Origin of the sequence: Streptomyces peucetius (assembly GCF_025854275.1) — a bacterium.
Lineage (GTDB): Bacteria > Actinomycetota > Actinomycetes > Streptomycetales > Streptomycetaceae > Streptomyces > Streptomyces peucetius_A.
Window position 1 is genome coordinate 3,915,310 of sequence record NZ_CP107567.1, and the last position, 22,317, is coordinate 3,937,626.

Consider the following 22,317-nt stretch of genomic DNA (forward strand, 5'->3'; position numbering starts at 1 on the left):
TTTCATGGGCACGTCCTGAAACAGCCGCCCGGGTGCGCGGGCGGCACCCCGGGCGTACTTCTCCTGCCGGAAGTGTGGACGGCGTGATGTCGCAGGACACCGTCGAACCCCACGCGCAGCCGGCCGGCCCTCTGGCGCACGAGCAGGCCGCAGAAGAACAGCGGTCATCACCAGTGCACCGCTGGTGAGGAACAGTTCGTCCGGAGCCGCAGCATGGAAGAGTGATCCTCCTCTGTAGGCGACATCGCCCACGACCAGGTTGAGGGCGTCGAGACAGTTCCCGCCGATGATGGCCGCGACGGCCAGGGTCACGGCCCCACGGCGCACCGCGGCGATGGACGTGACGGTCTCCGGGAGTGCGTTGACCACTCCCATGAACACCGCACCGACGAGCCCCGCACTCAGACCAGTGCGTTCCACGAGGCTCTCAGCGGCACGGGCCACGGCCCACCCGCTGACCATGACGAGGATGGCAACGGCGGTGAACTCCGTCCACAGTCGCCGGCTGCTGCGAGCCGCCAGGGCGTCGTCGCCGGTGTCGTCGGCGGGGACGTCCGCCAGCGTGTCCTTGGTGCGGACCGCTCGCCACATGGGCGCCACCTGCCCGCGTACGAGCCGCAGGCCACCCCAGTACAGAGCCACCATGGCGACAGACGCCGGGTGCACCCCCAGCACGGTCACGCCCGGACTGAACGTGGCCATCAGCGCGATGCCCAGCAGCACGATGAGCAGGCAGCCGAACATCATGTTCTGCAGCGAAGCGGCAGCATGCTCCAGGTTGGACTCCCGGTCAAACGCGTCTGCCACGGCGATCGCCACGGTCTGCGCGGCGATTCCGCCTACGGCATTGCTGTACGCGAGCTGCGGTTGATCCGCAGCTGCGCTGACGCCGTCATCACGACGCCGGACAAAGACGTGACCAGGCCGAACAGCACGGCCCCGAGAAACGCCTCGCCCCAGCCCGTCCGATCGGCCAACAGGTCTCCCACACCCGCCAGCCGAACACTGCAGACCACGGTGACGCCCGTGGCCACAAGGAAGACACCGATGCTCCAGCCCAACGGCCACAGCTCATCCAGGAATGCGGGCACGATCATCCTTCAGACGAGTCCGGGGGACGTCAGGGTCGGGCATCTACCCCGGCTTCCTCTTCTTAGTGCGTGCTTGCCGCTGCTGTTGCGTGCTCGCGTATCACCCTTCAGGTGACCGATGCGACCGTGACGGACAGGGCCGACATCCCCGGCAGCGTTCTCGCTGAGCTGATCAGCGCCTTCGGGCTCGGAGAGGTGTGGGAGAGTACGCCCCGACGTGGGTCGCCGAGCGCGGTCTCTCCGCCACTACGGACGAGTTGTACCGCCGCTTGCTGCGGTTGCACGTCCTTCCCGTCTTCGGCGCCCTGAACCTGGATGAAGATCACCCCGCCGGCGGTTCCCTCCTGGAGGCGGAGCGTCTGGCGGCCACAGGTGCCACGACCGTCGCCAAGTCCTACCGCCTGCTCAAGGCGATCACGGAGATCGCGACCGACGACGAGCTGGTCCGCCGAAACCCGTGCCGGATCAAGGGCGCCGGCAGCGAGAAGCCAAGGGGGCGCCTTGTATGGGCTGTTTCGCGCCGCCATGCCTTTGAGGAGGCGATGCCACCAGTCCGACCCGGGAGGTGACGCAGGTCATGCGAAGGTAATCTCGGGATCCGCGAGAGATACTGGCGTCATGTGCTGCGAGTGGTGCGCACAGGCCCTCTGGACAGGGCATTCCGGCGAGTTAGGGCACGCTGAGGGCGCGACAGGTCGAAAGAGGTCTAGACAACAAAGAAGGCCCGGGCCGCTGGCCTGGAGCTTTCTCTTGGAGCGGGTGACGGGAATCGAACCCGCGCTCTGAGCTTGGGAATCACCGCGCCTCTGGGCGTAGTTGGCCACCTGACCAGCGGCTACGGGTGCCAGGGCGAAGCCTTGAGCTCTCCCTGGCACCCGCTGTTGACCCTGGTTTACCGACCTGTCGGGCACGGATCGGGCACGGACGTGCACACGGAACACGCAGAACTGGGCTGCTCTCAGGCGGCCGTGGGCGTACCGTCGGCCTGATCGCTTGGGGGGGAGGCTGTGTTGTACGCGCACGAGGTGATCCTGAACGAACTCGCACAAGGGCTCAGATCCACGGCTGAGGGTGTCGAGTGGTTCGAGAGCCTGCCGGAGGATGACCAGCGCAAGGTCTTGCACGCGCTGGTGCTGTTCTGCGGGCAGGCCCGTGCCCGAGAGGACGACGTTCCGGAGAGCATCTCGCGTTCTGGAGTCCGCCCTACCCACACCCCTGCGGTGATGCTCACGAAGTGGCGCTTCGGGATGGAACACCTTCCGGCTTATGAACTCACCAAGTCATTTCGCCTGCTCGTCGCCCTCTTCGGGATCGCTGACACTCGCAGGCGGACGCTGCACTGCGCCGACGGATGCGGTCACGAGTGGCACAACTTGTCGGCTTAGTCGAAGGATTCGCGTAGGGCTTCTTCCTACCCTGGGGTCTTGCCGGGGATCTTGGCGACCTGCGCTTCCGCTGGTCCGGGGGCTGCTTGGGCGTCCCTTGCCAGTCGACATTTGTCGTCGTTGGCCGCCTCCGATCGGCCTCGGACGGCCCAGAGACGGCCTGGAGTAGCCCGAGTAGCCGGGCGGATGACCTGCTCCTGTGTCGTAGTGGAGGGATACGGTGCAGCCACGTTGAGCATTGCGTTTGGGGAGGGGCCTTGGGAGCCAAGACCGGTCTGCTCGTGTACGCCGACGGCGATGTGCCCGGCCTGCTGCGGCACGTGGGCGCGGCGGATCCGGAGCTGACGTCCGTGATGGTTCGGCATCTCAATCCGGGGTGCGAGATCGAGGAGAGCGAGGGCTCGGACCTGTACGACGGCGTGTATCCGCCGGATGGAGCGACCTATGCCGCAAGCTGGCCCGGCGTGGACATCGTCTGCGACCGGCGCGTAATGATCGATTCCCCGTCACAGCTCCCGGAGCATCTCGTCGCGGCGAGTGCCGGCCGACGGTTGGTCCTGCACGCCATGCACAGCGTGGTCGACTGGCTGGCGTTCGCGCTGTGGGAGGACGGACGTCTCATCCGGTCGCTGAGCCTGTCACCGGACCACGGGATCATCGAGAACATCGGGGAGCCGCTCTCCTTCGAACTCCCCTACTGGGCCGGGGATCGTCCGGCGGACATCATTCCGTGGCCGGGCGAGGAAGAGGAGCCGTACGCACTGCCCTTCCATCCTCTGGAGCTCGGCGAAGACGCGCTGCGTGCGCTCTGCGGCTTCATCCAGGAGGGCATGCCGGAGCCGGGGGACGTCGACGCGGAGAACATCGAACTCCATGGCTTCCTCGTACGGGATTCGAACGGCCCCGACCCGGCCGAGAAGGAAGCGGAGATGCGCAGAGCAGTGGAGGCGATGGGACCGCCGCGGGTCTACACGATGGGATCCGACGGCGTGCTGATCGAGCAGGACGGCCTCTAGCTCGGCATCGCTCCCGCTATCGGCTGATGGGGATCTCGTAGACGATCTCGCACAGAGCAGCGGGCACGACGATGTCCGCTGTCTCCACGGGCTGTCCCTCGTCGCTGTAGTACGTCCGCCGGATGTGTGTGACCAAAGCAGCCTTGTGGATGCCGAGGAGTGACGCCTCCTCGGCATCGGCATGCCGCGGCTCCGGCTGCTCCACGGCGTGGCTGACCGTGATGCCGATCTCGGCCATCCGTTCCACGACTCCCGCCCCGGCGAGCGGCCCTCCCTCGGGGAGGACGACGAGCGTGCCGGCGGTGAGGTCGTACGGCTCCCAGCTCGTCGAGAGCTGTACGGGCTTGCCGTCGGCGAGGAACTCGTACACGGTGCGGACGCACAGGTCGCCTTCGCCGATGCCGAGCCGCGTCGCGATCTCGGCCGGCGCCGGGACCTTGGCCTCGGTGCGGCTCTCCCAGTCCCCCTGCTTGCCCGCGGCCTTCATGTCCGCGCGGAACGGGGAACTGCCGCGCTGCTCGCGCGCCGTAGAGCGGACCACTCGTACCCGCCGACGAGGTTCGGCGACGTACGTGCCGGAACCTGCGCGGCCTTCCAGCACTCCCTGGGAGATCAGTAGCTCCTGCGCCCGGCGGACCACGTTCTCGCCGACGCCGCATTCCTGAGCGATCTGGGCACGCGAGGGGAGGCGATCTTCCGGCGTCCACTCGTGCTCCGCGATCCGCCGCCGCAGTACGTCGGCGATGCGGAGATAAGGAGGCTGCTCAGGCATATGGAAAATCTAGTCCACTAGCTCTAATCTAGTTAACTAGCTTCACGTAAAGTGATCGCCTGGCGACGGAGGCTCCCCCTGTGTCCGCTTCGGAAGTGAGGGCCGAGTCCATCGCCGCCCGGTTATCCGCCGTCGGCCTCGCCGTTCGCGTGGAAGCGCACGCCCGACACACATCGATCGAAGCGGAGGTGACGGAACCGCTTCCCCCGGAGTCATGGCGGGAGGTCTTGGAAGTCTTGGCGGAGGCCGATCGATTCGGGCTTCTCGCCAGCAGCTTGAACGGCCGCACCCTATGGGCCGCCATACATGAAGCGGTCCCCGCGACGGGCGATGTCCGGGGACCTGGCCATCAGCGATAGGAGCTGATCAGCGTGCTCAACCGTATCCGCCGTGCCGTCTCGCGAACCAGAGTGCGGTACTTCCCGAAGGGCCGGCACCGCCGCTCCTTAACCCCTGCCCAGCCGACCGTCGCCCCCCTCGGGATCTCCCACGGGCCGACGCTCCTCATGGGCCAGCGCCGAGACCGTGAGGATGTTCTTGTAGGCGAGGAGACCGCACTCGTCCGCCCGTACGTGCTGGCCAGCGAGGAGAACGCCAGGCGGCGCTCGACCGCACCTCACGAGCGCTTCGCCCACTACACCTGTTTCGTGCCGGCAGGGGCTCTCTGATGCCTCCTCGTCAGCAGACTCGCGTGACGCACGGGTCGGCCGTCCCCTACCGGTCGAGCTCGTGCCGGATCGGTACGCACCGCGAGTGCGCTCAGTCCTCCCCCGCAACAGCACCGGTCGGGGTCCCCGTCGTCTACGAAGCCTGCGATTGCTCATGCCATACGGCAGTCGACCGCGGCACACCCACGGAGGTGACCCCGTGAGGGGATGGGCACCCAGCGGCGCGCTGGCCGCCAACGTCGAGATCACCTCGGCCAGCGTGCAGCGTGGCGACGTTCTCCAGATCGGGGGCCAGCCTTGCCGTGTGGCCGACCTCTTCCAACTGCCGAGTGGGGCCAAGCGGCTTCATTTCGAGTCGGGTGAACTGCTGACCATGCACTCCCGAACCCGCCTCGTCGCCCTGCGGATGCTGAGAGGCGGTGATCCACTCCGTGCCTTCTCGCCGCCACGTCATCGCCGATGACCTCCGGAACGAGATTGCGACCGGTCGCATCAAGACCGGCGAACGTCTCCCCTCTGAGGCGGAGCTCGCCTCCCGCTACGCGGTCAGCACACCGACGCTGCGGAGCGCCCTCGCCGTCCTCCAGGGCGAAGGGCTCGTCGAGAAGATTCACGGCAAGGGGAACTTCGTCCGCAACCCCCTGCGCAGAATCACGTACGTCGGCGGCGGTTGCCTGTCCAGCGTGCGAACCATGGCTGACCCCGCCCTCGAAGTCACGATCCGCACGAACAGTCTCCGGGCGCAGGGGGACCTCGCCGCCCTGCTCAAGGTCTCGGCAAGCAGTCCGCTGACCGAGTTCCGCTGCCTCAGCCACGACGGGGAATCTCCGCACAGCCTTGCCCGGATCTACGTTCCTCGCGACCTGGCACCAGCCAACGTGCCCAGCCCGTCACCCTGGTGCAAGGGGACGGAAGCGGAGCTGACGGCGCTCTTCCCCCGACTGGCGTACGTCCAAGAGACGGTCAGTGCCCGCCTCCCGACACCGGAAGAAGTGGCGACGCTTCGGATCAGCTCAGCCCTGGCCGTTCTCGCGATCACCCGGGTCGCGGCCGACGTCACCGGGCGCGTGATCGAGGCCGCGCTCCTGGTGCTCCCCGGCGACCGCGCCAACGCGGTCTTCACTACACACCACATGACCGAAGAGAGAGGGCTGGAAGGATGACGACTCACAGCGAACTGCGCCTCCTCCCGTGGGCCGGCCCTGAGGGCAAGCCCTGCTACCTGAGCACCGACGACAGCGACGGTCACCTGTCCCGCCTAGCCGACCACACCGAAGCGGTGCAGCTCGGCATGGCGGCGGGACTCCTTGAGCACGCGTCAGAAGCGCTCCACGATGCAGAGCCGGAAGAGCTCCGGCTCCTAGCGACAATGCTGACGGGAGCGCTCCGGGCCACGCTCCGCGTGGCGACAAGCCGCGGCCACCGCCTAGCGACACGAGACCTGGCCGCTCGCGACGGAGACGACGAGGGCCCTCGGCTGCCGGCGTCGGCTTTCGGATAGCCGCAACGCACAGCCAACAACGAAGAGAAGCCCCGGGCTTACAGCCTGGGGCTTCTCTTCTTGGACCGGTACGCCATTTGCTGGGTGAGCTGGGGCGACACCCGCTTTGTAAGTTCGCTCCATCCGCGGCAGACACACGAAGTCAGGCGGTTGCATCGTCTACCGGCAGCTACGCAGGACCGCTGACATCCGCCACTGTTGATGTCAGCGGTGGATGTCAGCCCGCGCCACGAACGCTGGACTCAGCCCGGCACTGCTGCACCCGTCATCAAGGCGAAGCAAGCCCCGCCAACGACGCCTTCACAGAAGCCAGCAACCATCTGTCGACCAGCAACCATCAGGGAAGCCACCATAGCCATCACCCTCTCGCACACGGTCTGAGACGTTCCGGCACGGTTGGAGCGAGCAACGCGACGGCACACAAGTGCCACGAGTGCACACAGTCCGGAACCCAGCAGTGCTGGGCTCAGTCCAGCGTCGCGTCAGTATCGCAGCAATGGATCCAGCCTTGTCCAGGCCTGATTGTTGCCACGCCGGCGGTGGCTTGCCTTGCATGGTGGACTTCTTCGTCCCGAAGCAACTTGGGTGGGGACTCTGCCTTGGACCGGTGTGTCTCTCAGCTGCGCCGATGGTCCGCAGACGTTCGCCCTCGTCCGCCGCTGTTCGTTGGCGTTGTCACGCAGTTAGACACTCATCCATCGCCGCTGCTCCTCACCCGACGCTTGAGGTCCTCACCGACAGGACCGGCGAGATGCTGACCAGGTGGGGCCGGCGGATTCAGACTCCGATCACGATCGGCAGCGCGTCGGGTCGGCCGTAGGCGAGGATGCGCGTGAGTGCCTCTGTCATGCGAGCTATGTCCTCGGCTGGCGCATGCAGGACTGCCTCCACTACCGGGTCATCCAAGTACAGGTCTTCGAGGTATGCGGGGTCGAATGTGACCCGCAGGACATTCCCTTCCAGCTCCACCGTGCGCACGCATCCGTACGCGGTGTTCTGGTCGGGAGTGACAACGCAGTACGAGTCGCAGCCGGTGCGGATGTCCTGTTCGTCTGGTTCCTCGAAGCCACCTTGAAACTCGAGCGCGAAGCTCTCTTCGTCTTCTGACTCGGCAACGCCGGCAGTCGGGACGTAGATGTCCGGCGGCTGCTTCTCCTGCCACCCGTAGGCGATGTTCGCAATAAATCTGTATGTCACACGCGTGTTCTACCAGGCTGCGGCTGACCCTCAGAGGTCGGTGGAGTCTCAATGGTCGAGCCAAGCGGGGCCAGCCTGCTCTGCTGCCCTTGTTTGGGAGACCACGGATGCGGATGGCTCGCTGGGGGTTCTCTGACCTGCGCCCCACTGGCTGAACGACCGCTGTTCCCCGTGGTTCCCGCTGCTGCGGTTCACACCGGGCACGCCTCGGGCACGTACATGGTGGCCGATCCACCAACTCTCCTATGCTGTGTCGGCCTGAGTGGGGGGCTCCATGCACGGACGAACCGTTCTGATCGCGGGTGGCTGCATCGCCATCGGCGCGGCCTGCGTCGCGTTGCTGTACTTCGCGGTGCCCAGCGTTCCCCTGGCGCTCGCTGTCGTCATCGGGTTCTGGCCCAGTGTGCTGATTCTTGTGCGGCAGCGCTTGCGGGGCACATCTCGCGACCGGGACTGACGCACCAAGGTCGGTGGAGTCTCAATGACTGAGTCAAGCATCGTCGGCCAGGCGTGGAGCACTTCTTTGGAAGACGCCGTATGCGGATGCCTGCTGGCCTGCGGACACGCTGACCTGCGAGGGAGCGGGGTTGTGGCTGTCGTTCCCCGTGGCTCCCCTTTGGGCTCCGGTTGATCGGGCACGCGAAGGGCACGCGATGCTGACGTCATGACACGTGATCGGCTCGCCGCCGCCTTGGCTCTGAATGGCAGCGGCTCGGCGCGGGAAGCTCGCACCCTGTTGCTCGACGGTGCTGACTTCACCTGGCTGTCGGACGGGCACAAGACGATCTCCGCGCACAGGTTCTGGGACACATGGTCCTGGCGACTTGAAGTGATGCGCGACACAGGCGTCACGCCACGGTCGGGGCTTGCCGAGGCTGTTGATCAGCTTCGAGCCGCTGGTGATACTCAAACGCATCTCGCCACCATCGTGGGGACTGGGGGCCGGTTCACGGTCTTTCTCTCGGCCGATCTGGCGACCTGCATTGCCTGCATGTGAGCGGAGCGGTGGGCAGGGATCAAGGTCGGTGGAGCGGCTTTGGGCGGGAGCTGCCATGGGGCGAGAGATCGGGGCCCGTACGCTGGTCAGCGAAATCGGGCAGTCTGTGGACCTGCCCGCTCAAGCCCGATGTGGGCCCCGATCTTCGAGGCTCGCCCCATGGTGGCTGCCTAAAGCCGTGGAGCCGACCGCCCCAGCCACAGCGGGCCCCTCCACCGTCAACCCTTCGCCGTTTCGGCGTGCGGCCGGCGGGTCGGGTCGCGCCGGGCGAAGACAGTGGCGCGGGCCGACCCGCCGGGCCGCGCGCTGCCGCGCCGTGCGCGGCAGAAGCGCCTTGATCGAGTAGAGAAACTCTTACCGCGCTTGGATCAACTGCTTGCCGTCATGGCTCCGGACATGGGGCCCGTGCCCGTCCAGCGCATCAAGCAGGCGCACCGCGTAGACCTCGGCCATCCGCTCTCGGACCTCATCAGGAGTGAGCCAGTCAACTGCCGTTGACTCTGCAGAGGTTCGTTCAACACCGCCGGACGGCTTGCATCGGAAGACCAGGGCGACGATGCCACGCGTCGTGTTCTTGTAGACCCCGGTGAGCTCGTCCACCTCGACCCGGATGCCCGTTTCTTCCCAGACCTCGCGGGCCACTCCGTCTTCCGGGGCCTCGGTGAGCTCGAGCACGCCGCCCGGGAGCTCCCACGTTCCGTTGTCGGCTCGGCGGATCGCCAGGAGTCGCCCGTCCTCGCGCACGACTGCTCCCGCGACGGACACGGAGTGCAGTGGCGTTGACTGGGTCTCTCGGGCGCTGTTACTCATGTACAGGAGCATAGGAGAGTGAGAAGGACTATGGGAACAGCCGTAGGAGGTGGGAGGGCCGTACCTCGGTACGTTCAGATCGCCGACGAGATCATTCAGCAGATCCGGGCAGGCGTCCTCAAGCCTGGTGACCTGGTGCCGAGTGAATCCGAGCTGGTGGAGCGCTATGGCGTTTCCGGCGGCACCATTCGTAAGGCCATGGTGGAGGTCCGGGCCAGCGGGCTCGTGGACACCCGCCACGGCAAGGGCTCGATCGTGAAGGACCGGCCGCCCGTGCGGCTGCGCTCCTCGGACCGGTTCCGGGCCTCGCATCGCCGCGGCGGTAAGGCCGCGTATCTGGCCGAGTCGGCCCAGTCCGGCGCCACGGCCAAAGTGAGCGTCCTCTACATCGGCCCGATGGAAGCCCCCGAGGACATCACCGAAAGGCTCGACGTTCCCGCCGGCACTCAGGTCCTCGCCAGGCGGCGGCTCTACTTCCGCAACGGCGTCCCCGTCGAGACGGCCACCTCGTACCTGCCGTGGGACGTGGTCAAGGACATCCCCGAACTGTTCGCCGAGAACCCCGGCCCCGGCGGCATCTACGCCCGCCTGGAGGACGACGGCCATACCTTCGCCGAGTTCGTCGAGACGCTGACAGCGCGCCCGGCCGCCAAGGCTGAGGCATCCGAACTGGCGCTGAGCCCCGGCGCACCCGTCGTGCACCTCCTCCGTAACGCAGTCACCGAAGCTGGTCGCGTGGTGGAGGTCTGCGACACCCTCATGGCCGCTGACCAGTTCGTTTTCGAGTACCGCATCCCCGCGGCCGACTGACGCTCGCTCAACTCTTCTCAACCCGCCGGGACTTCTTCGCCCTGGCGGGTTGACTCATGTATAGGAGTCGTGCACTCTTCTTCCTGTCACTCATATACATGAGTGACAGAGTCCAGCACTTCTAGAGGAGTGATCTCTGTGCGTCAGATCCCCGTCGACACCTCCGCCGCCTCCGTGATGGTGGCCCAGCCCCCGCAGCCCAAGGTGAAGGACCGCCGTACCGGCGAGCGCGCGATGGACGCCGAGTCCGGTGCCGCGCTGTCGACCGTGGACGTGATGTTCGCGGCGAACGGCGAGGTGGAGATCCTGACCGTGACCGTGCCGGAGAACAGCATCTCCGGTGAGCTGGTCATGGGTACGCCGGTCGCGATCACGGGCCTGATCGCCCGGCCGTGGGAGAACGAGTTCAACGGGCAGCGCCGTCACGGCATCGCCTTCCGCGCCGTCGCCGTCACGTCGCTGGTCGAGTCCGCCGCGAAGCCGAAGGCGGCCTGACAATGACCGGCTTCACGGTCGCGCTCCTGGTGGTCGTCGCCGTCGCGGGTCTCCTGCGGTGGCGGCGCCCCGCCTGGTACTGGTTGACCTTCGGCGTCACCCTCGCCGTGCTGCGGGTCCTGGTCCGCTACACCTCGGTCATGGAAGCGTGCGGGCTGACCGTCCCGCCACCGCGCTGGCGGCTCGCCATCGCCCGAATGGCCGGCCGCCCGGCTCCCGAGTCGCGTGCACCGCGCATCCTGCGGCTCCGCCCGACCCGTACCGGCCTGGTGCTACGGCTGGGGCTTCGACCTGGTCAGGACGCCTTCGACGTGGCCGCCTCGTGCGACCGGCTTCGGCACTCGTTCGCCATGTACGGCGTCACCTCGCGTGAGATCCGCTCGGGTGTGGTCGAGCTGCGGATGACCGGCTACGACGTCCTGGCCCGGGTGCAGATGCCCGCCAAGCTCGACGGCGTGCCGATGCGCGTTCCTGTGGCTCTGCGCGAGGACGGAGCCGTCCACTACCGCGACTACCGCACCTGCCCGCACGCCCTGACCGTCGGGGCCACGAAGTCCGGCAAGTCCGTCTACCAGCGCAACCTGGTCGCCGAACTCGCCGCCGAAAACGTGGCCTTGGTCGGCATCGACTGCAAGCAAGGAGTGGAGCTGTTCCCACTGGCCCGCCGGTTCTCCGCGCTGGCCGACAACCCCGACACCGCCGCCGACCTCCTCGACGCACTCGTCACGCACATGGAGGGCGTCTACCAACTGATCCGCGCCGACCAGCGCATCACCGCCGACATCCCCGACGCAGAGATCGCAGCCGACATCTGGGACCTCCCGGCCCATTTGCGGCCGACCCCGATCGTCCTGCTCGTCGACGAGGTCGCCGAACTCGCCCTGTTCGCCACCAAGGAAGAGGAGAAGCGCCGGGACCGCATCATCACCGCGCTCGCCCGCCTCGCCCAGCTCGGCCGCGCCGCCGGCATCTATCTGGAGATCTGCGGACAGCGCTTCGGCTCCGAACTCGGCAAGGGCATCACCATGCTCCGCGCCCAGCTCACCGCCCGCACCGCCCACCGCGTCAACGACGAAACCTCCGCCAACATGGCCTTCGGCGACATCGCCCCCGACGCCGTCCTGGCCGCCATCTCCATCCCGACCGACACACCCGGCCTCGCCGTCACCGGCGACTCGACCGGCGGCTGGGCCCGCATCCGCACCCCACACACCTCGATGCGCCAGGCCGTCAACGCCTGCAACCGGCACGCCCACCGCACCCCCGAGCTGCCCAGCCTCGCCGCCTTCCGGCCCGAGCTGCCGCCCACGGTCTCGCTCGTCAAAATCCCGGCCCAGGCAGAGGCACCCGCCTCCGCCTGACCCGCCCCCGCATCCCGGTCGGCGCGACCACCTCGCACCAGCTCCCTACCCCCGCCATGCCCAAAACGCCCTGCAAAGGAGGTGAAGACATGACCCGCTCACTCCGCATCGACGCCGTCCTGGTGCAAGCCGTGATCGCCGGGGCCCTGTCCTTCGCCCACCTGCACGACCTCGCCGCCGCTGCCGGACAGACCGGATGGAAGGCATGGGCCTACCCCGTCTCCGTCGACCTGCTCCTGGTCGCCGCCTGGCGCCGCCTCCGCAACGACGGACCCTCCCGGCTCGCCTGGTGCTGGTTCCTGATCGCCCTGGTCGCCTCACTCGGCGCGAACGTCGCCAGCGCCGGATTCCTCGACCTCCAGCACCCACCCGCCTGGCTGCGCTTCGGCATCGCGGGATGGCCCGCCCTCGCCTTCCTCGGCGGCACCCTCCTCGCCCACTCACCCGCCGCGACCGACCCCGCCCATGACTCGGAGCCGACTCCCGAGCCGGTCGAGGTCGTGCCGGCCGAAGCCGCCCCCGCCTCTGAGCCCGAGCCGGTCGAACCTTCGGAACCTGCTCCGGCCCTGACCGCCGCTGAGCCTGCTGTCGCTCCGGCTCCGCCGGTCCCGGCCGCGCTGGTCGACCACGCCCGCAAGGTCGCCGACGACCACCACGCCCGGACCGGCACACCCATCGACACCGACACCCTGCGCGCCCGCCTCGGCGTCCCCGCCCCGATGGCCGACGCCATCGCCGCCCAACTCGCCTGACTAGGAAGGGAGAAACCCGTGACCCGTGACCCCGCCGGCCTGACCGCCGCCGACTACCTCGACAGCGCCCGCGAGATGACCGCCGCTGACCGGCCCTACCTCGCCCACCTGCTCGCCGAGGAAGCCGCCCAGCTCACCAACGACCAGGCCACCGCCGCCGGTATCCGCGCCACCTACCCCGACCCGACGACCACCCGAACGGAGAGCGACTGACATGCCCGCCCGCGACCACTTCCACTCCGTCATGCGGATCGGCCCCGTACAGGTCGGCACCCACCGCGACCGGCACGGCCGCACCAAGCACGCCGCCGTCTGCACCGCCGACCGCTGCGGCTGGTCCGCCGACTTCTCCAACTCCTCGGCCGCCCAGTTCGCCGCCCGCACCCACCGCTGCCGCATCTCCGACTGAACGGGAGAACACCGCCATGGACGTTCCGCTCTGGCTCACCCTGATCGTCGTCGGCGCCCTCGGCATCAAGCTCATCCGCCCGCCCTGGTGGCTCGTCGCCGTGCTCCTCCTCGGCGGCTTCCTCCTCGCCGACAGCCTCCTCGCCCCCGTCATCGACACCGCCATCAGCAAGTAGCCCACCGCAGAAAGGAGAAGCACTCATGTTCCGACCGAAGATCCCCACCATGCCGACCCCGACCGGCATCGTCACCCCGCCCGCCGTCGAGCCGACCGCGATCGTCCAGCACACCCCCGCCCCGGCCCCGGTCCCCGTCGCCCCGGCGGCACCGGCGGCACCGGCGGCACCGGCCCGGCCCACGGTCCAGCTCACCCCCGGCACCGCGCTCGCCCTCGTCGGTGGCGGCACCGCTGTCGTCCTGGTCGTCGGCGCGGTCCTGGTCTCGATGCTCCTGGCGGTCGCCGTCACCGCGGCCTCGGTCGCCGTGTGCGCGCTCGTCGTCCGCTCGCTGATCGCCTCCGAGTACAAGCGCCGCTGACCGGCCCCCGGGGCGGTCTCAACCGCCAAGTCTCGCCCGCCCCGGAAGCCGTGCCCCAACCCATCGCAAAGGACAAGAAGGGACACCCATCATGGCCCAGCCCACCACCGCCGCGCGGGTCTGCTCGAACTGCGACGGCTTCCCCACCGTTCGCGTGACCCTCGGCGGCCGCGACCGACACGGCAACCTGCGCACCATCACCGTCCACTGCCCGGCCTGCCACGGCACCGGCGCCCGCCTCGTCCGCCGGCCGATCCCCGCCCGCATCGGGGTGGCCGCGTGACTGACACCGCCACTGCGGCGGGCCTGGACCCGGCCACCCTGCACGACGTCCTCCGGGTGGCCGGGTCCCCCGGCTTCGACCGCTGGAAAGACCAGATCCACCGCACCGGCGGCTGCTCCGACCCCATCCACCTCACCGGCTGGACCCTCGCCAAAGACCGCACCACCGGCGAGACTCTGCGCCGCTACTCCACCGACACCGAACCGGACGGACGGCTCCGCGTCGCCTGCGGCAACCGCCGCGCCTCCCGCTGCCCCACCTGCGCCTACACCTACGCCGGAGACACCTACCACCTCATCCGCGCCGGGCTCGCGGGCGACGAGTCCAAGGACATCCCCGCCACCGTGCGCGACCACCCGCGCGTCTTCGCCACCCTCACCGCACCCTCGTTCGGCCCGGTCCACAACCGCCCGGACCGTGGCGTCTGCCGCTGCGGCACCCGCCACCCCGAGGATGATCCCGCCCTGGGCACCGCCATCGACCCGACCACCTACGACTACGCGGGCACGGTCCTGTTCAACAACCACGCCGGACAGCTCTGGCAGCGCTTCACCACCCGCCTGCGCCGCGAGATCGCCGCCCGCGCCGGACTCACCCAACGCGAACTCAAAGACGCCCTGCGCCTCTCGTACGGCAAGGTCGCCGAGTTCCAGAAGCGCGGAGCGATCCACTTCCACGCCGTGATCCGCCTCGACGGACCAGACGGCCCCGACACCGCCCCGCCGTCCTGGGCCACGGTGCAGCTGCTCGACGACTCCATCCGCGCCGCCGTCGCCCACTCCTACACCTCGATCACCGTCCCGGCCGCCGGAGACCAGCCCCGCCGGCCTTTCCGCTGGGGCACCCAGCTCGACATCCGACCCGTCAAAGCCTTCGGCGACGGGACGGACATCACCGAACAGGCCGTCGCCTCCTACGTCGCCAAGTACGCCACCAAAGCCGCCGAGACGACCGGCAGCCTCGACCGACGCATCGGCAACCGGGAAGTACTCGACCTCCTGGACGTGCCCGACCACCCCCGCCGCCTCATCGAAGCCTGCCTCGACCTCGCACCCCTCTACCCGGATCGGAAGCTGGGCGCCTGGGCTCACATGCTCGGCTTCCGCGGCCACTTCTCCACCAAATCCCGCCGCTACTCCACCACCCTCGGCGCGCTGCGCCAGATCCGCGCCGACTACCGCGCCGCCCAGGAACACGACGCCCTCGGCGACCCGGACACCGTCCTCGTCCTCGCCTCCTGGGAGTACGCCGGCCACGGCCACACCCCCGGCGAATCCGCCCTCGCCGCCACCATTGCCCGCGACATCCAACTCAACCGCGAAACCGCCCGCGAAGCCCTGCAAGACCAACTCGCCCTGGAAGGAGTCACCGCATGACCACCACCGTGATCGAGCGGAAGTGGCACACCACCGCTGAGGTCGCCGACATGCTCGGCTTCGGCCTCTCCAAGACCAAGATGCTCGTGCTCACGGGGGAGATCCGCTCCGTGAAGGTCGGCCGCAACCGCCGCATCCTCCCGGTCTGGGTGGACGAGTACGTCGAGCGCGTCACCACTGACGCCGAAGGGTGGGCTGCATGAGCGGCAAGCGCGGCAACGGGGAAGGCTCCATCTACCCCTACAAGAACGGCTACGCGGCCTACGTCTGGGTCACCAAGCCGGACGGCAAGCGGGCCCGGAAGTACGCCTACGGCAAGACCCGCGAAGAGGTCCACGACAAGTGGCTCAAGCTCCACGCCGAAGCGAAGAAGGGCCCGGTGCAGACCGCGCACCGGACGCTCGCCGCTTTCCTCGCCTACTGGCTGGACTCAATCGTGAAGCCCAACCTCGCCCCGCTGTCGTACGTCTCGTACGAGGGGTACGTACGGCTCTACATCGGCCCGTACCTCGGTGCGAAGCGGCTGGACAAGCTGACTGTGCGGGACGTGCGCGAGTGGCTGACGAAACTGGCGACCGTCTGCCAGTGCTGCGCCCAGGGCAAGGACGCGAAGCGGGAGCCCAACCGCCGTAAGTGCTGCGCGGTCGGGGACTGCTGCGAGTCGTACCCGTCCCGGCGGGTGATCCAGGGTTCCCGCGATGCGCTGCGGGCCGCGCTCACCCATGCGGTCGCCGAGGAGGAGATCAGCAAGAACGTGGCCTCCCTGGTGAAGGTGCCCAAGCCCCGCCGCCGCCGGATCAAGCCCTGGTCGGTCGCCGAGGCGGGCCAGTTCCTCACCGACGCCGCTGCCCGCGATGACCACCTCTTCGCGGCCTGGGTGCTCGTGCTCTGCCTCGGGCTGCGCCGGGGGGAGGTGTTGGGCCTGACGTGGAAGTCCGTCGACTTCGAGACCGGGGAGCTGTACGTCGACCACCAGATCCAGCGCGCCGGGCGTCAGATCCTCCACCGGGAGACCAAGACCGAGGACTCCGACGACTTCCTGCCCCTGCCGGCACTCTGCCTCAAGGCCCTACGGATGCGCCGCGCCCAGCAGCTCGGAGACCGGAAGGCTGCCGGGGAGCTCTGGCAGGACACTCACGGACTGATCTTCACCACGAAGTACGGCACCCCGATCGAGCCGGGCAACCTCACCCGTATGTTCGCCCTTCGGGCCTGCCGCGCCGGTCTGCGGGCAATCCCGCTGCGGAACACCCGGCACACGTGCAGTTCGCTCCTGGTCGCCCTCAAGGTCCACCCGAAGGTGGCACAGCGCATCCTGCGGCACTCGCAGATCGCCATGACGATGGAGGTCTACGCCGAAGCGAGCGAGGAAGCTGTACGGGCCGCGATCGGCAAGCTGTCCGACGCGATGGGCGGTACCGGCTGACAGCAGTCGGCGCGGTTGCTGTACTTCTCTGCTGTACGCCCCAACGCGAGAGGCCCCCGGATCATCTCCGGGGGCCTCTGGCCTGCTGTGCACTCGGCAGGATTCGAACCTGCAACCTTCTGATCCGTAGTCAGATGCTCTATCCGTTAAGCTACGAGTGCTTGTGCTTCCCGGGCTTTTCTGCCCGGTCGGCGTTGCGGGAACAACATTACATGACCTGCGCCGCGACGCGAAATCCATTAGCCACACCCCGTCTGACCTGCACAAACACCCGAACGAGTGCATGTGCGCGGGCCCCGGGAACGACCGAAGCCCCGGCCGGATGGCCGGGGCTTCGGTGATCAGCTGGCGGAGGCGGAGGGATTTGAACCCTCGATGGGCTTTAAGACCCAAACCGCATTAGCAGTGCGGCGCCATAGACCGGACTAGGCGACGCCTCCAGCACACCCGCGCGTGCGGATGTTGCGTGCAGATGATGACACAGCCCAGTGGCGTGTCACCAATCGCCGTCCACGGTACTAGGCACCGGGGCCGGAGAGCAAAGCATCTGCGGTTGCGCAACGCCGCGGCGTGAGCAGCGTTAGACATGCCGGGGGCCGGTCGCGGCCCCCGGCCGGAGACCGATGACCTTCAGGAGCCCCCATGCTTCGCAGCCTCGCCCTCACCGCCACCGCGTCCGCCGCCGCGCTGGCCGCGGCCGTGCCCGCCACGGCAGCCGCCGCGTCGCCGCTGCCCCTCCCCCTGCCGCTGCTGGAGAGAACCGACCGGCTGACCGTGATCGTCTCCGCGACGGGCAACACCCGGACGGACGGCAGGTACGAGCTGGAGTGCAACCCCGACGGCGGGACGCACCCGGTGGCCGAGGCGGCATGCGACCGGCTCGAGGAGCTCTCCCAGGGGCAGCAGGACCCGTTCGCCCCGGTGCCGACGGAACGGATGTGCACCCAGCAGTCCGGCGGGCCGGCCACCGCGCGGGTCACCGGAACATGGCAGGGACGGCACGTCGACGCCACCTTCAACCGGAGCAACGGTTGCGAGATCTCACGCTGGCAGACCCTCGAGCCGGTACTGCCGAACACCCGGTCATAGACCGACGGCGCAAGCCATGCGCACACAACCTTGGTGAGAGCTCCCCCTCATCCGCCGTCCCGGCCACCGTCACTGCCCTTAGACTCCCTTCAGTGACAGGCCGAGGCCCGAGGGGCAGGATGGGACAGGCCGTCCGCAATACGCAGTGGGTCAGGGAGGAACCGTCGTCGTGAGCAGCAGGCCATCCCGAGGCGCTGCTCGCCTCGCAGCCATACTCGACGCCCTCCCGGACGGGCTCGTCCTCGTCAACGCCAACGGCACGGTCGTCAACGCCAACACCATCGCGCTCGAGCTGTTCGAGACGCCGGGCACAGCCCTGGTCGGACGTGGTCTGCTCGATCTGCTGCCCGAGTTCGACTCCCGGCTGATCCCGGGCTCGATGCGCCGGCCCGACGCCGCCGACCACCGGGGGCGTACGAAGCCCACCCGCATGATCGCGCGGCGCACGGACGGCGGCGAGTTCCCCGTCGAGGTGACCAGCGCGAGCCTGGAGGACGGGCGCGAGGCCTACGACTCGTACAACGCGTACACCGGCGACGAGCTGCTGATGCTGGTGGTCCGGGACCTGTCGGGCACCGTGGACACCGAGGCCGAGCTGGCGCGTTCGCAGCGGCAGACGGAGATGATCCTCCGCGCCGCGTCCGAGGGCGTCGTGGGCACGGACACCGACGGGCGGGTCGTGCTCGTCAACCCGGCCGCCGCGCAGATCCTCGGCTTCCGCGCCAGCGACCTGGGCGGCCAGGAGCTGCACCCGCTGATCCTCCACTCGCGGGCGGACGGCGAGCCGTTCCCGTACGCGGAGTCGCCGCTGGCCGACACCCTCAAGTCCGGGCGCAAACACCGGGTGCGCGGCCAGGTGCTCTGGTCGAAGAGCGGTGAAAAGGTCTCCGTGGACCTGACGACCGCACCGGTCCGCGACGGCGACCAGCTCGTCGGTGCGGTGATGACCTTCACCGACCGCCGGCCGTACGAGGAGCAGGCACGGAAGCACGCCGCGGAGCTCGCGGAGACCACGGAGAGGCTCACCACCGAGCTCGCGGAAACGACTGAGCGGCTCACCACCGAACTCGAAGCCGTGACCGAGCGGCTCACGGCCGAGCTCAGTGCCACGCGGGAGCAGTACGAGGCCGAACTCGCCGACAAGGCGGACCGCTACACCGCCGCGCTGGAGAGCGGCGACGAGCGGTACGCCGAGCTGACCGCCCGGCACGCCCAGCTGACCGCCGTGCTGGGGGAGTCGCTGCGCGGCCCGCTGGAGCAGCTGCGCTCCGAGTTGGGCGCGCTGGCGGCCGACCCGGCCGGGCAGCTGTGGCCGGAGGCGAACCAGATCCTGCACCATCTGGCCGCCGGTTACGCCCGGATGACGACGCTTGTCGACAATGTGCTCGGCTACCAGCGGCTCGATACGGGCGCCGAGCAGCTCTCGAAGTCCACCGTGCTGCTCGACGCGGTCGTGACGGCCGGCGTCGAGGGCGCGATCGAACTCATCGGGCCGGGACGGGCACAGTTCGCCGTGCACGCGCCCCCGATCGAGGCCGAGGTCGACGGAGCCCGACTGGCCACGGCACTCGCGCACCTGGTCGCGGACGTGGTCGGCGTCGACTCGACAGGCAAGGCCAAGCTGCCGCCCGGTGGCGGATACGTGGACTCGACCGTCGTGGTCGCGGCCGCCCAGCGCGGCGACGTCGTACGGATCGAGGTGCGCGGGCCGTTCGCGGGTGGCGACCCGGTGCACGAGCCGATCGTGCGCGGGATCGTACGGGCCCACGGCGGTGTGCTGCAGACGCACGAGGTGCCGGGCATGACCGGCAGCGCGTACGTGCTCGAGGTGCCGCTCGGAGAGGGAGCCGGGGCCGTCGCGCCTCCCGCGCCCGACGCCGGCCGGATGCCCGCCCTGCCCGCCCAGCAGTCGTCCGAGCCGTCCGGCCCCGTTGCGGTCGCGGCGGCGCCCGCCGGCCCCGTGGCGGTCGCCGCGAACGCCACGAGCGGTGGCGGTGGCCGGCGACGGGCACGTCGCGCCTCCACGGACGCCTTCCTGGAGAGCCCCGTGGCCATGGAGGACCCGATGGCGGCGCCGCCGACCGGGCGGCGCCGCGCGGCACAACAGCCGGACGCGGAGCTCATTCCCGCCCAGGACACCGGCAGGAGCACGGACAGGCGCACGGGCGAGCGCACAGGCAACAGCGGTGGGACCGGACGCCGGCGCGGCCGCCCCAGCCCGGCCGAGAACTCCGCCGTGGCCCTGCAGCCCGCGGAGGGCTCCGTGGTGACGGCCGCAGAAGGCGTCGGCGGGCGGGCCGCGCTCGGGGAGACCGTGCCGCCGCAGGGCGTGCCGGTCGACGTCCACGGCATCCAGTCCGCGCCGTCGGCGCGGCGTGCGCGCAGGGCCGTGGAGAGCGGTCTGCCCAGGCCGTCCGAGCCCCAGAACGCGCTGACCAGCCAGAACGCGCAGGAGCCCCAGGGAGCACGGGAAACCCCGGACACCCCGGACACCCCGAACATGCAGCCCCAGCCGCAGCACCTGCCGCAGCCCACCGGCCGGCGGGCCAGGCGGGCGCTGGCAGCGGCTCCGGTCGAGGTCGAGAGCGGGGCGCCGCGCACGGCGTTCGCCCTTCCGCCCGCGGAGGCCGACAGGGCACCTGCCGGAGCGGCCGCGGCCGATTCCACGGCGGAGCGGCACGACGCCGTGGCCGGTGACCCGGACACCCGGCACCACACACCGCCGCAGCAGCACCCGGTTCCGACGGGGCGCAGGCGCGCCCGCAACCAGGCGCAGCCTCCCGTACAGCCCCAGCCGCAGGACTCCGCCGAGGCGCCGGCGGGTCCGGCCGGGCCGGCTGCTCACGTCCCACACCCGGCTGCCGGTCCCGTGGACCAGGGGCAGGACGGCGGCACGGGCGGCACCGGCACGTCAGCCGCACCCGCCGCCGCGAGGCCGGTCTCCGACACCGGGTCCGTATCGCTGCCTCTGCCGCCCGCGGCACCGGTCCCTGCCGAGCCGCAGGCCCCGGCCGAGGCACCGGTGCCGGTACAGGCCGAGGCGCACGAGCAGCCGCAGCCCCTGCCGCAGCCGCAGCCACAGCCGCATGCGGAAGAGGCCCCGCAGCCCGCAGCGGAGACGCCCCGGCCGGCGGTCGCGCGGGTCGCGCAGCCCCTGCCCGAGGAGCAGCCGGTGCCGGCCGACTCCACACAGGGCCGTGCCTTCAGCGTGCGCACCCTGGGGCAGGGCGTGCCCTTCGCCCAGCACCTCACGCAGCAGCAGAACCAGACGCTCGGATCGGGCCGCCGCAGGAAACTGGGCACGCGTCCGGACGCCGAACCTCCCGAGCCCACCGGCCGCGCCCACCCGCAGCCCACGGCCGCGCCCACGCCCGCCCCGGTGCCGCCCGCCGCGCAGCAGAGCGGCCCCCGGCTGCCCGCGGACCTGGTGGACAGCCGCTCGGAGGGCCGGGCCTACGCGATAGGAGCCCCGGACGAGGGCGCGGAGGGGCCGGAGCCGCTCGACGGACCCGGCGGCGCGGTCGAGGTGGCCAACCGGCCGCAGCCGCAGCCCGTGGACGACGAACTGCCCCCGGAGCCGCTGGACAACCCGCGCCGGCTTCTGGTGTGGCCGGCTCCCGACGTCTCCACCCAGCAGGCGCTGAGCAACCGCGGCTACCGGCCCGTGGTCGTGCATTCGCGCGAGGAGGTCGACGCGCAGATCGCGGCGTTCCCCGCCGCGCTGTTCGTGGACCCTCTCACCGGGCCGATCACCAGGACCGCCCTTCAGTCCCTGCGCCAGGCCGCCGTCGCCGCCGAGGTTCCGGTGCTGGTGACCGCGGGTCTCGGGCAGGCCACGCGGGAGGCCGCGTACGGCGCCGATCCGGCCGTACTGCTCAAGGCGCTGGCGCCACGCGACAGCGAGCAGCACCCGTCGCGCGTGCTGCTGATCGAGGAGCACGAGGAGATCGCCCTCGCGCTGACGTCCACGCTCGAGCGGCGCGGTATGCAGGTGGCGCGGGCCGGGGCCGACGCGGACGCGGTCACCCTCGCCACGCAGATGCGGCCGAACCTCGTGGTGATGGACCTGATGCAGGTGCGCCGCCGGCGCGCCGGGATCATCGACTGGCTGCGCGCGAACGGCCAGTTGAACCGTACTCCGCTGGTCGTCTACACCTCGGCCGGCCTCGACCCGGCCGAGCTGCCACGACTGTCGTCGGGGGAGACGGTGCTCTTCCTCGCGGAGCGCTCGACGAGCAACGAGGTGCAGGCGCGCATCGTGGACCTGCTGGCGAAGATCGGCACCAACTGAGGTCCTCGGGGACGCCGCAGAACGGCGCAGGGCGGCGAACGCCGACCGGGCA

The 22,317-nt window shown here is 69.6% G+C and carries 27 protein-coding genes, 2 tRNA genes and 1 pseudogene; 24 read left to right on the top strand and 6 right to left on the bottom strand.

Going from position 1 to position 22,317, the window contains the following annotated elements; genetic code table 11:
• Positions 1–2: 2 nt before the first annotated feature.
• A pseudogene (locus OGH68_RS17970) lies at positions 3–1,097 on the bottom strand (sodium:calcium antiporter).
• 191 nt (positions 1,098–1,288) lie between these two features.
• Between OGH68_RS17970 and OGH68_RS17975 the strand changes: the two are divergent.
• The 3 genes from OGH68_RS17975 to OGH68_RS17985 all read left to right on the top strand — a co-directional run bounded on the left by OGH68_RS17975 (position 1,289) and on the right by OGH68_RS17985 (position 3,492).
• The gene (locus OGH68_RS17975) at positions 1,289–1,660 is read left to right on the top strand and encodes a hypothetical protein (RefSeq protein ID WP_413470998.1); all 372 of its coding nucleotides are present in this window, start codon (positions 1,289–1,291) and stop codon (positions 1,658–1,660) included.
• 438 nt (positions 1,661–2,098) lie between these two features.
• Complete coding sequence (locus tag OGH68_RS17980; protein ID WP_264245211.1) at positions 2,099–2,476, top strand: DUF5958 family protein; 378 nt, start codon at positions 2,099–2,101, stop codon at positions 2,474–2,476.
• A 257-nt stretch (positions 2,477–2,733) separates the two neighbouring features.
• Positions 2,734–3,492 carry a DUF6928 family protein gene (locus tag OGH68_RS17985; RefSeq protein WP_264245213.1) on the top strand — a complete coding sequence of 253 codons (759 nt, stop codon included), beginning with the start codon at positions 2,734–2,736 and terminating at the stop codon, positions 3,490–3,492.
• 16 nt (positions 3,493–3,508) lie between these two features.
• Here OGH68_RS17985 and OGH68_RS17990 read toward each other — a convergent pair whose 3' ends face one another.
• Complete coding sequence (locus tag OGH68_RS17990; protein ID WP_264245222.1) at positions 3,509–4,264, bottom strand: GntR family transcriptional regulator; 756 nt, start codon at positions 4,262–4,264, stop codon at positions 3,509–3,511.
• An 80-nt stretch (positions 4,265–4,344) separates the two neighbouring features.
• On the opposite strand from OGH68_RS17990, the gene OGH68_RS17995 reads away from it, so the two are divergent.
• The 5 genes from OGH68_RS17995 (at position 4,345) to OGH68_RS18015 (ending at position 6,433) form a co-directional block, all read left to right on the top strand.
• Positions 4,345–4,623, top strand: a complete 279-nt coding sequence (locus OGH68_RS17995) for a hypothetical protein (RefSeq protein ID WP_264245224.1) — start codon at positions 4,345–4,347, stop codon at positions 4,621–4,623.
• A gap of 12 nt (positions 4,624–4,635) precedes the next feature.
• Positions 4,636–4,932: a hypothetical protein gene (locus tag OGH68_RS18000; RefSeq protein ID WP_264245227.1), complete on the top strand. Its 297-nt coding sequence runs from the start codon at positions 4,636–4,638 to the stop codon at positions 4,930–4,932.
• Positions 4,933–5,131: 199 nt separating this feature from the next.
• Positions 5,132–5,395: a hypothetical protein gene (locus OGH68_RS18005; RefSeq protein WP_264245229.1), complete on the top strand. Its 264-nt coding sequence runs from the start codon at positions 5,132–5,134 to the stop codon at positions 5,393–5,395.
• Positions 5,364–6,095 carry a GntR family transcriptional regulator gene (locus OGH68_RS18010; RefSeq protein WP_264245231.1) on the top strand — a complete coding sequence of 244 codons (732 nt, stop codon included), beginning with the start codon at positions 5,364–5,366 and terminating at the stop codon, positions 6,093–6,095. The genes OGH68_RS18005 and OGH68_RS18010 overlap by 32 nt, the downstream gene beginning before the upstream one ends.
• Positions 6,092–6,433: a hypothetical protein gene (locus tag OGH68_RS18015; RefSeq protein ID WP_264245233.1), complete on the top strand. Its 342-nt coding sequence runs from the start codon at positions 6,092–6,094 to the stop codon at positions 6,431–6,433. The genes OGH68_RS18010 and OGH68_RS18015 overlap by 4 nt, the downstream gene beginning before the upstream one ends.
• Before the next feature lie 777 nt (positions 6,434–7,210).
• Here the strand turns inward: OGH68_RS18015 and OGH68_RS18020 are convergent.
• Positions 7,211–7,630 carry an Imm10 family immunity protein gene (locus tag OGH68_RS18020; protein ID WP_264245236.1) on the bottom strand — a complete coding sequence of 140 codons (420 nt, stop codon included), beginning with the start codon at positions 7,628–7,630 and terminating at the stop codon, positions 7,211–7,213.
• A 274-nt stretch (positions 7,631–7,904) separates the two neighbouring features.
• Here OGH68_RS18020 and OGH68_RS18025 point away from each other — a divergent pair, with 274 nt between their 5' ends.
• Complete coding sequence (locus OGH68_RS18025; protein WP_264245238.1) at positions 7,905–8,087, top strand: hypothetical protein; 183 nt, start codon at positions 7,905–7,907, stop codon at positions 8,085–8,087.
• 207 nt (positions 8,088–8,294) lie between these two features.
• Positions 8,295–8,627, top strand: coding sequence for a hypothetical protein (locus OGH68_RS18030; RefSeq protein WP_264245240.1), 333 nt, complete (start codon positions 8,295–8,297; stop codon positions 8,625–8,627).
• A gap of 354 nt (positions 8,628–8,981) precedes the next feature.
• Here OGH68_RS18030 and OGH68_RS18035 read toward each other — a convergent pair whose 3' ends face one another.
• Positions 8,982–9,449, bottom strand: a complete 468-nt coding sequence (locus OGH68_RS18035; RefSeq protein WP_264245243.1) for an NUDIX hydrolase — start codon at positions 9,447–9,449, stop codon at positions 8,982–8,984.
• An 18-nt stretch (positions 9,450–9,467) separates the two neighbouring features.
• On the opposite strand from OGH68_RS18035, the gene OGH68_RS18040 reads away from it, so the two are divergent.
• The 12 genes from OGH68_RS18040 (at position 9,468) to xerC (ending at position 16,885) form a co-directional block, all read left to right on the top strand.
• Positions 9,468–10,247, top strand: a complete 780-nt coding sequence (locus OGH68_RS18040) for a GntR family transcriptional regulator (protein ID WP_264245246.1) — start codon at positions 9,468–9,470, stop codon at positions 10,245–10,247.
• Between the two features lie 138 nt (positions 10,248–10,385).
• The gene (locus OGH68_RS18045) at positions 10,386–10,742 is read left to right on the top strand and encodes a hypothetical protein (protein WP_264245248.1); all 357 of its coding nucleotides are present in this window, start codon (positions 10,386–10,388) and stop codon (positions 10,740–10,742) included.
• Between the two features lie 2 nt (positions 10,743–10,744).
• Positions 10,745–12,103 carry an FtsK/SpoIIIE domain-containing protein gene (locus tag OGH68_RS18050; protein WP_264245251.1) on the top strand — a complete coding sequence of 453 codons (1,359 nt, stop codon included), beginning with the start codon at positions 10,745–10,747 and terminating at the stop codon, positions 12,101–12,103.
• An 89-nt stretch (positions 12,104–12,192) separates the two neighbouring features.
• A complete protein-coding gene (locus tag OGH68_RS18055) occupies positions 12,193–12,855 on the top strand; it encodes a DUF2637 domain-containing protein (protein WP_264245253.1) in 663 nt (220 codons plus the stop codon).
• 18 nt (positions 12,856–12,873) lie between these two features.
• Complete coding sequence (locus tag OGH68_RS18060; protein WP_264245255.1) at positions 12,874–13,068, top strand: hypothetical protein; 195 nt, start codon at positions 12,874–12,876, stop codon at positions 13,066–13,068.
• Position 13,069: 1 nt separating this feature from the next.
• Positions 13,070–13,264, top strand: coding sequence for a mobile element transfer protein (locus tag OGH68_RS18065; protein ID WP_264245257.1), 195 nt, complete (start codon positions 13,070–13,072; stop codon positions 13,262–13,264).
• 16 nt (positions 13,265–13,280) lie between these two features.
• Positions 13,281–13,439 (top strand): hypothetical protein, encoded by a 159-nt coding sequence (locus tag OGH68_RS18070; protein ID WP_264245260.1) that lies wholly within the window; start codon positions 13,281–13,283, stop codon positions 13,437–13,439.
• Positions 13,440–13,464: 25 nt separating this feature from the next.
• On the top strand, positions 13,465–13,800 hold the full coding sequence (locus OGH68_RS18075; RefSeq protein ID WP_264245261.1) for a SpdD-like protein: 336 nt from the start codon (positions 13,465–13,467) through the stop codon (positions 13,798–13,800).
• A gap of 91 nt (positions 13,801–13,891) precedes the next feature.
• Entirely contained in the window at positions 13,892–14,083 is a 192-nt protein-coding gene (locus OGH68_RS18080) for a hypothetical protein (RefSeq protein WP_264245263.1), read from the top strand.
• Positions 14,080–15,459 carry a replication initiator protein RepSA gene (repSA, locus tag OGH68_RS18085; protein ID WP_264245265.1) on the top strand — a complete coding sequence of 460 codons (1,380 nt, stop codon included), beginning with the start codon at positions 14,080–14,082 and terminating at the stop codon, positions 15,457–15,459. The genes OGH68_RS18080 and repSA overlap by 4 nt, the downstream gene beginning before the upstream one ends.
• The gene (locus tag OGH68_RS18090; protein WP_264245267.1) at positions 15,456–15,662 is read left to right on the top strand and encodes an excisionase family DNA-binding protein; all 207 of its coding nucleotides are present in this window, start codon (positions 15,456–15,458) and stop codon (positions 15,660–15,662) included. The genes repSA and OGH68_RS18090 overlap by 4 nt, the downstream gene beginning before the upstream one ends.
• A complete protein-coding gene (gene xerC / locus OGH68_RS18095) occupies positions 15,659–16,885 on the top strand; it encodes a tyrosine recombinase XerC (protein WP_413470999.1) in 1,227 nt (408 codons plus the stop codon). The genes OGH68_RS18090 and xerC overlap by 4 nt, the downstream gene beginning before the upstream one ends.
• 88 nt (positions 16,886–16,973) lie before the next feature.
• Here the strand turns inward: xerC and OGH68_RS18100 are convergent.
• Positions 16,974–17,046 (bottom strand) — tRNA-Arg (locus tag OGH68_RS18100).
• A gap of 185 nt (positions 17,047–17,231) precedes the next feature.
• Positions 17,232–17,325 (bottom strand) — tRNA-Ser (locus tag OGH68_RS18105).
• 202 nt (positions 17,326–17,527) lie between these two features.
• Here OGH68_RS18105 and OGH68_RS18110 point away from each other — a divergent pair.
• Positions 17,528–17,974, top strand: a complete 447-nt coding sequence (locus tag OGH68_RS18110; RefSeq protein WP_264245272.1) for an SSI family serine proteinase inhibitor — start codon at positions 17,528–17,530, stop codon at positions 17,972–17,974.
• A 169-nt stretch (positions 17,975–18,143) separates the two neighbouring features.
• Entirely contained in the window at positions 18,144–22,265 is a 4,122-nt protein-coding gene (locus OGH68_RS18115; protein ID WP_264245274.1) for a PAS domain-containing protein, read from the top strand.
• Positions 22,266–22,317 lie beyond the last annotated feature (52 nt).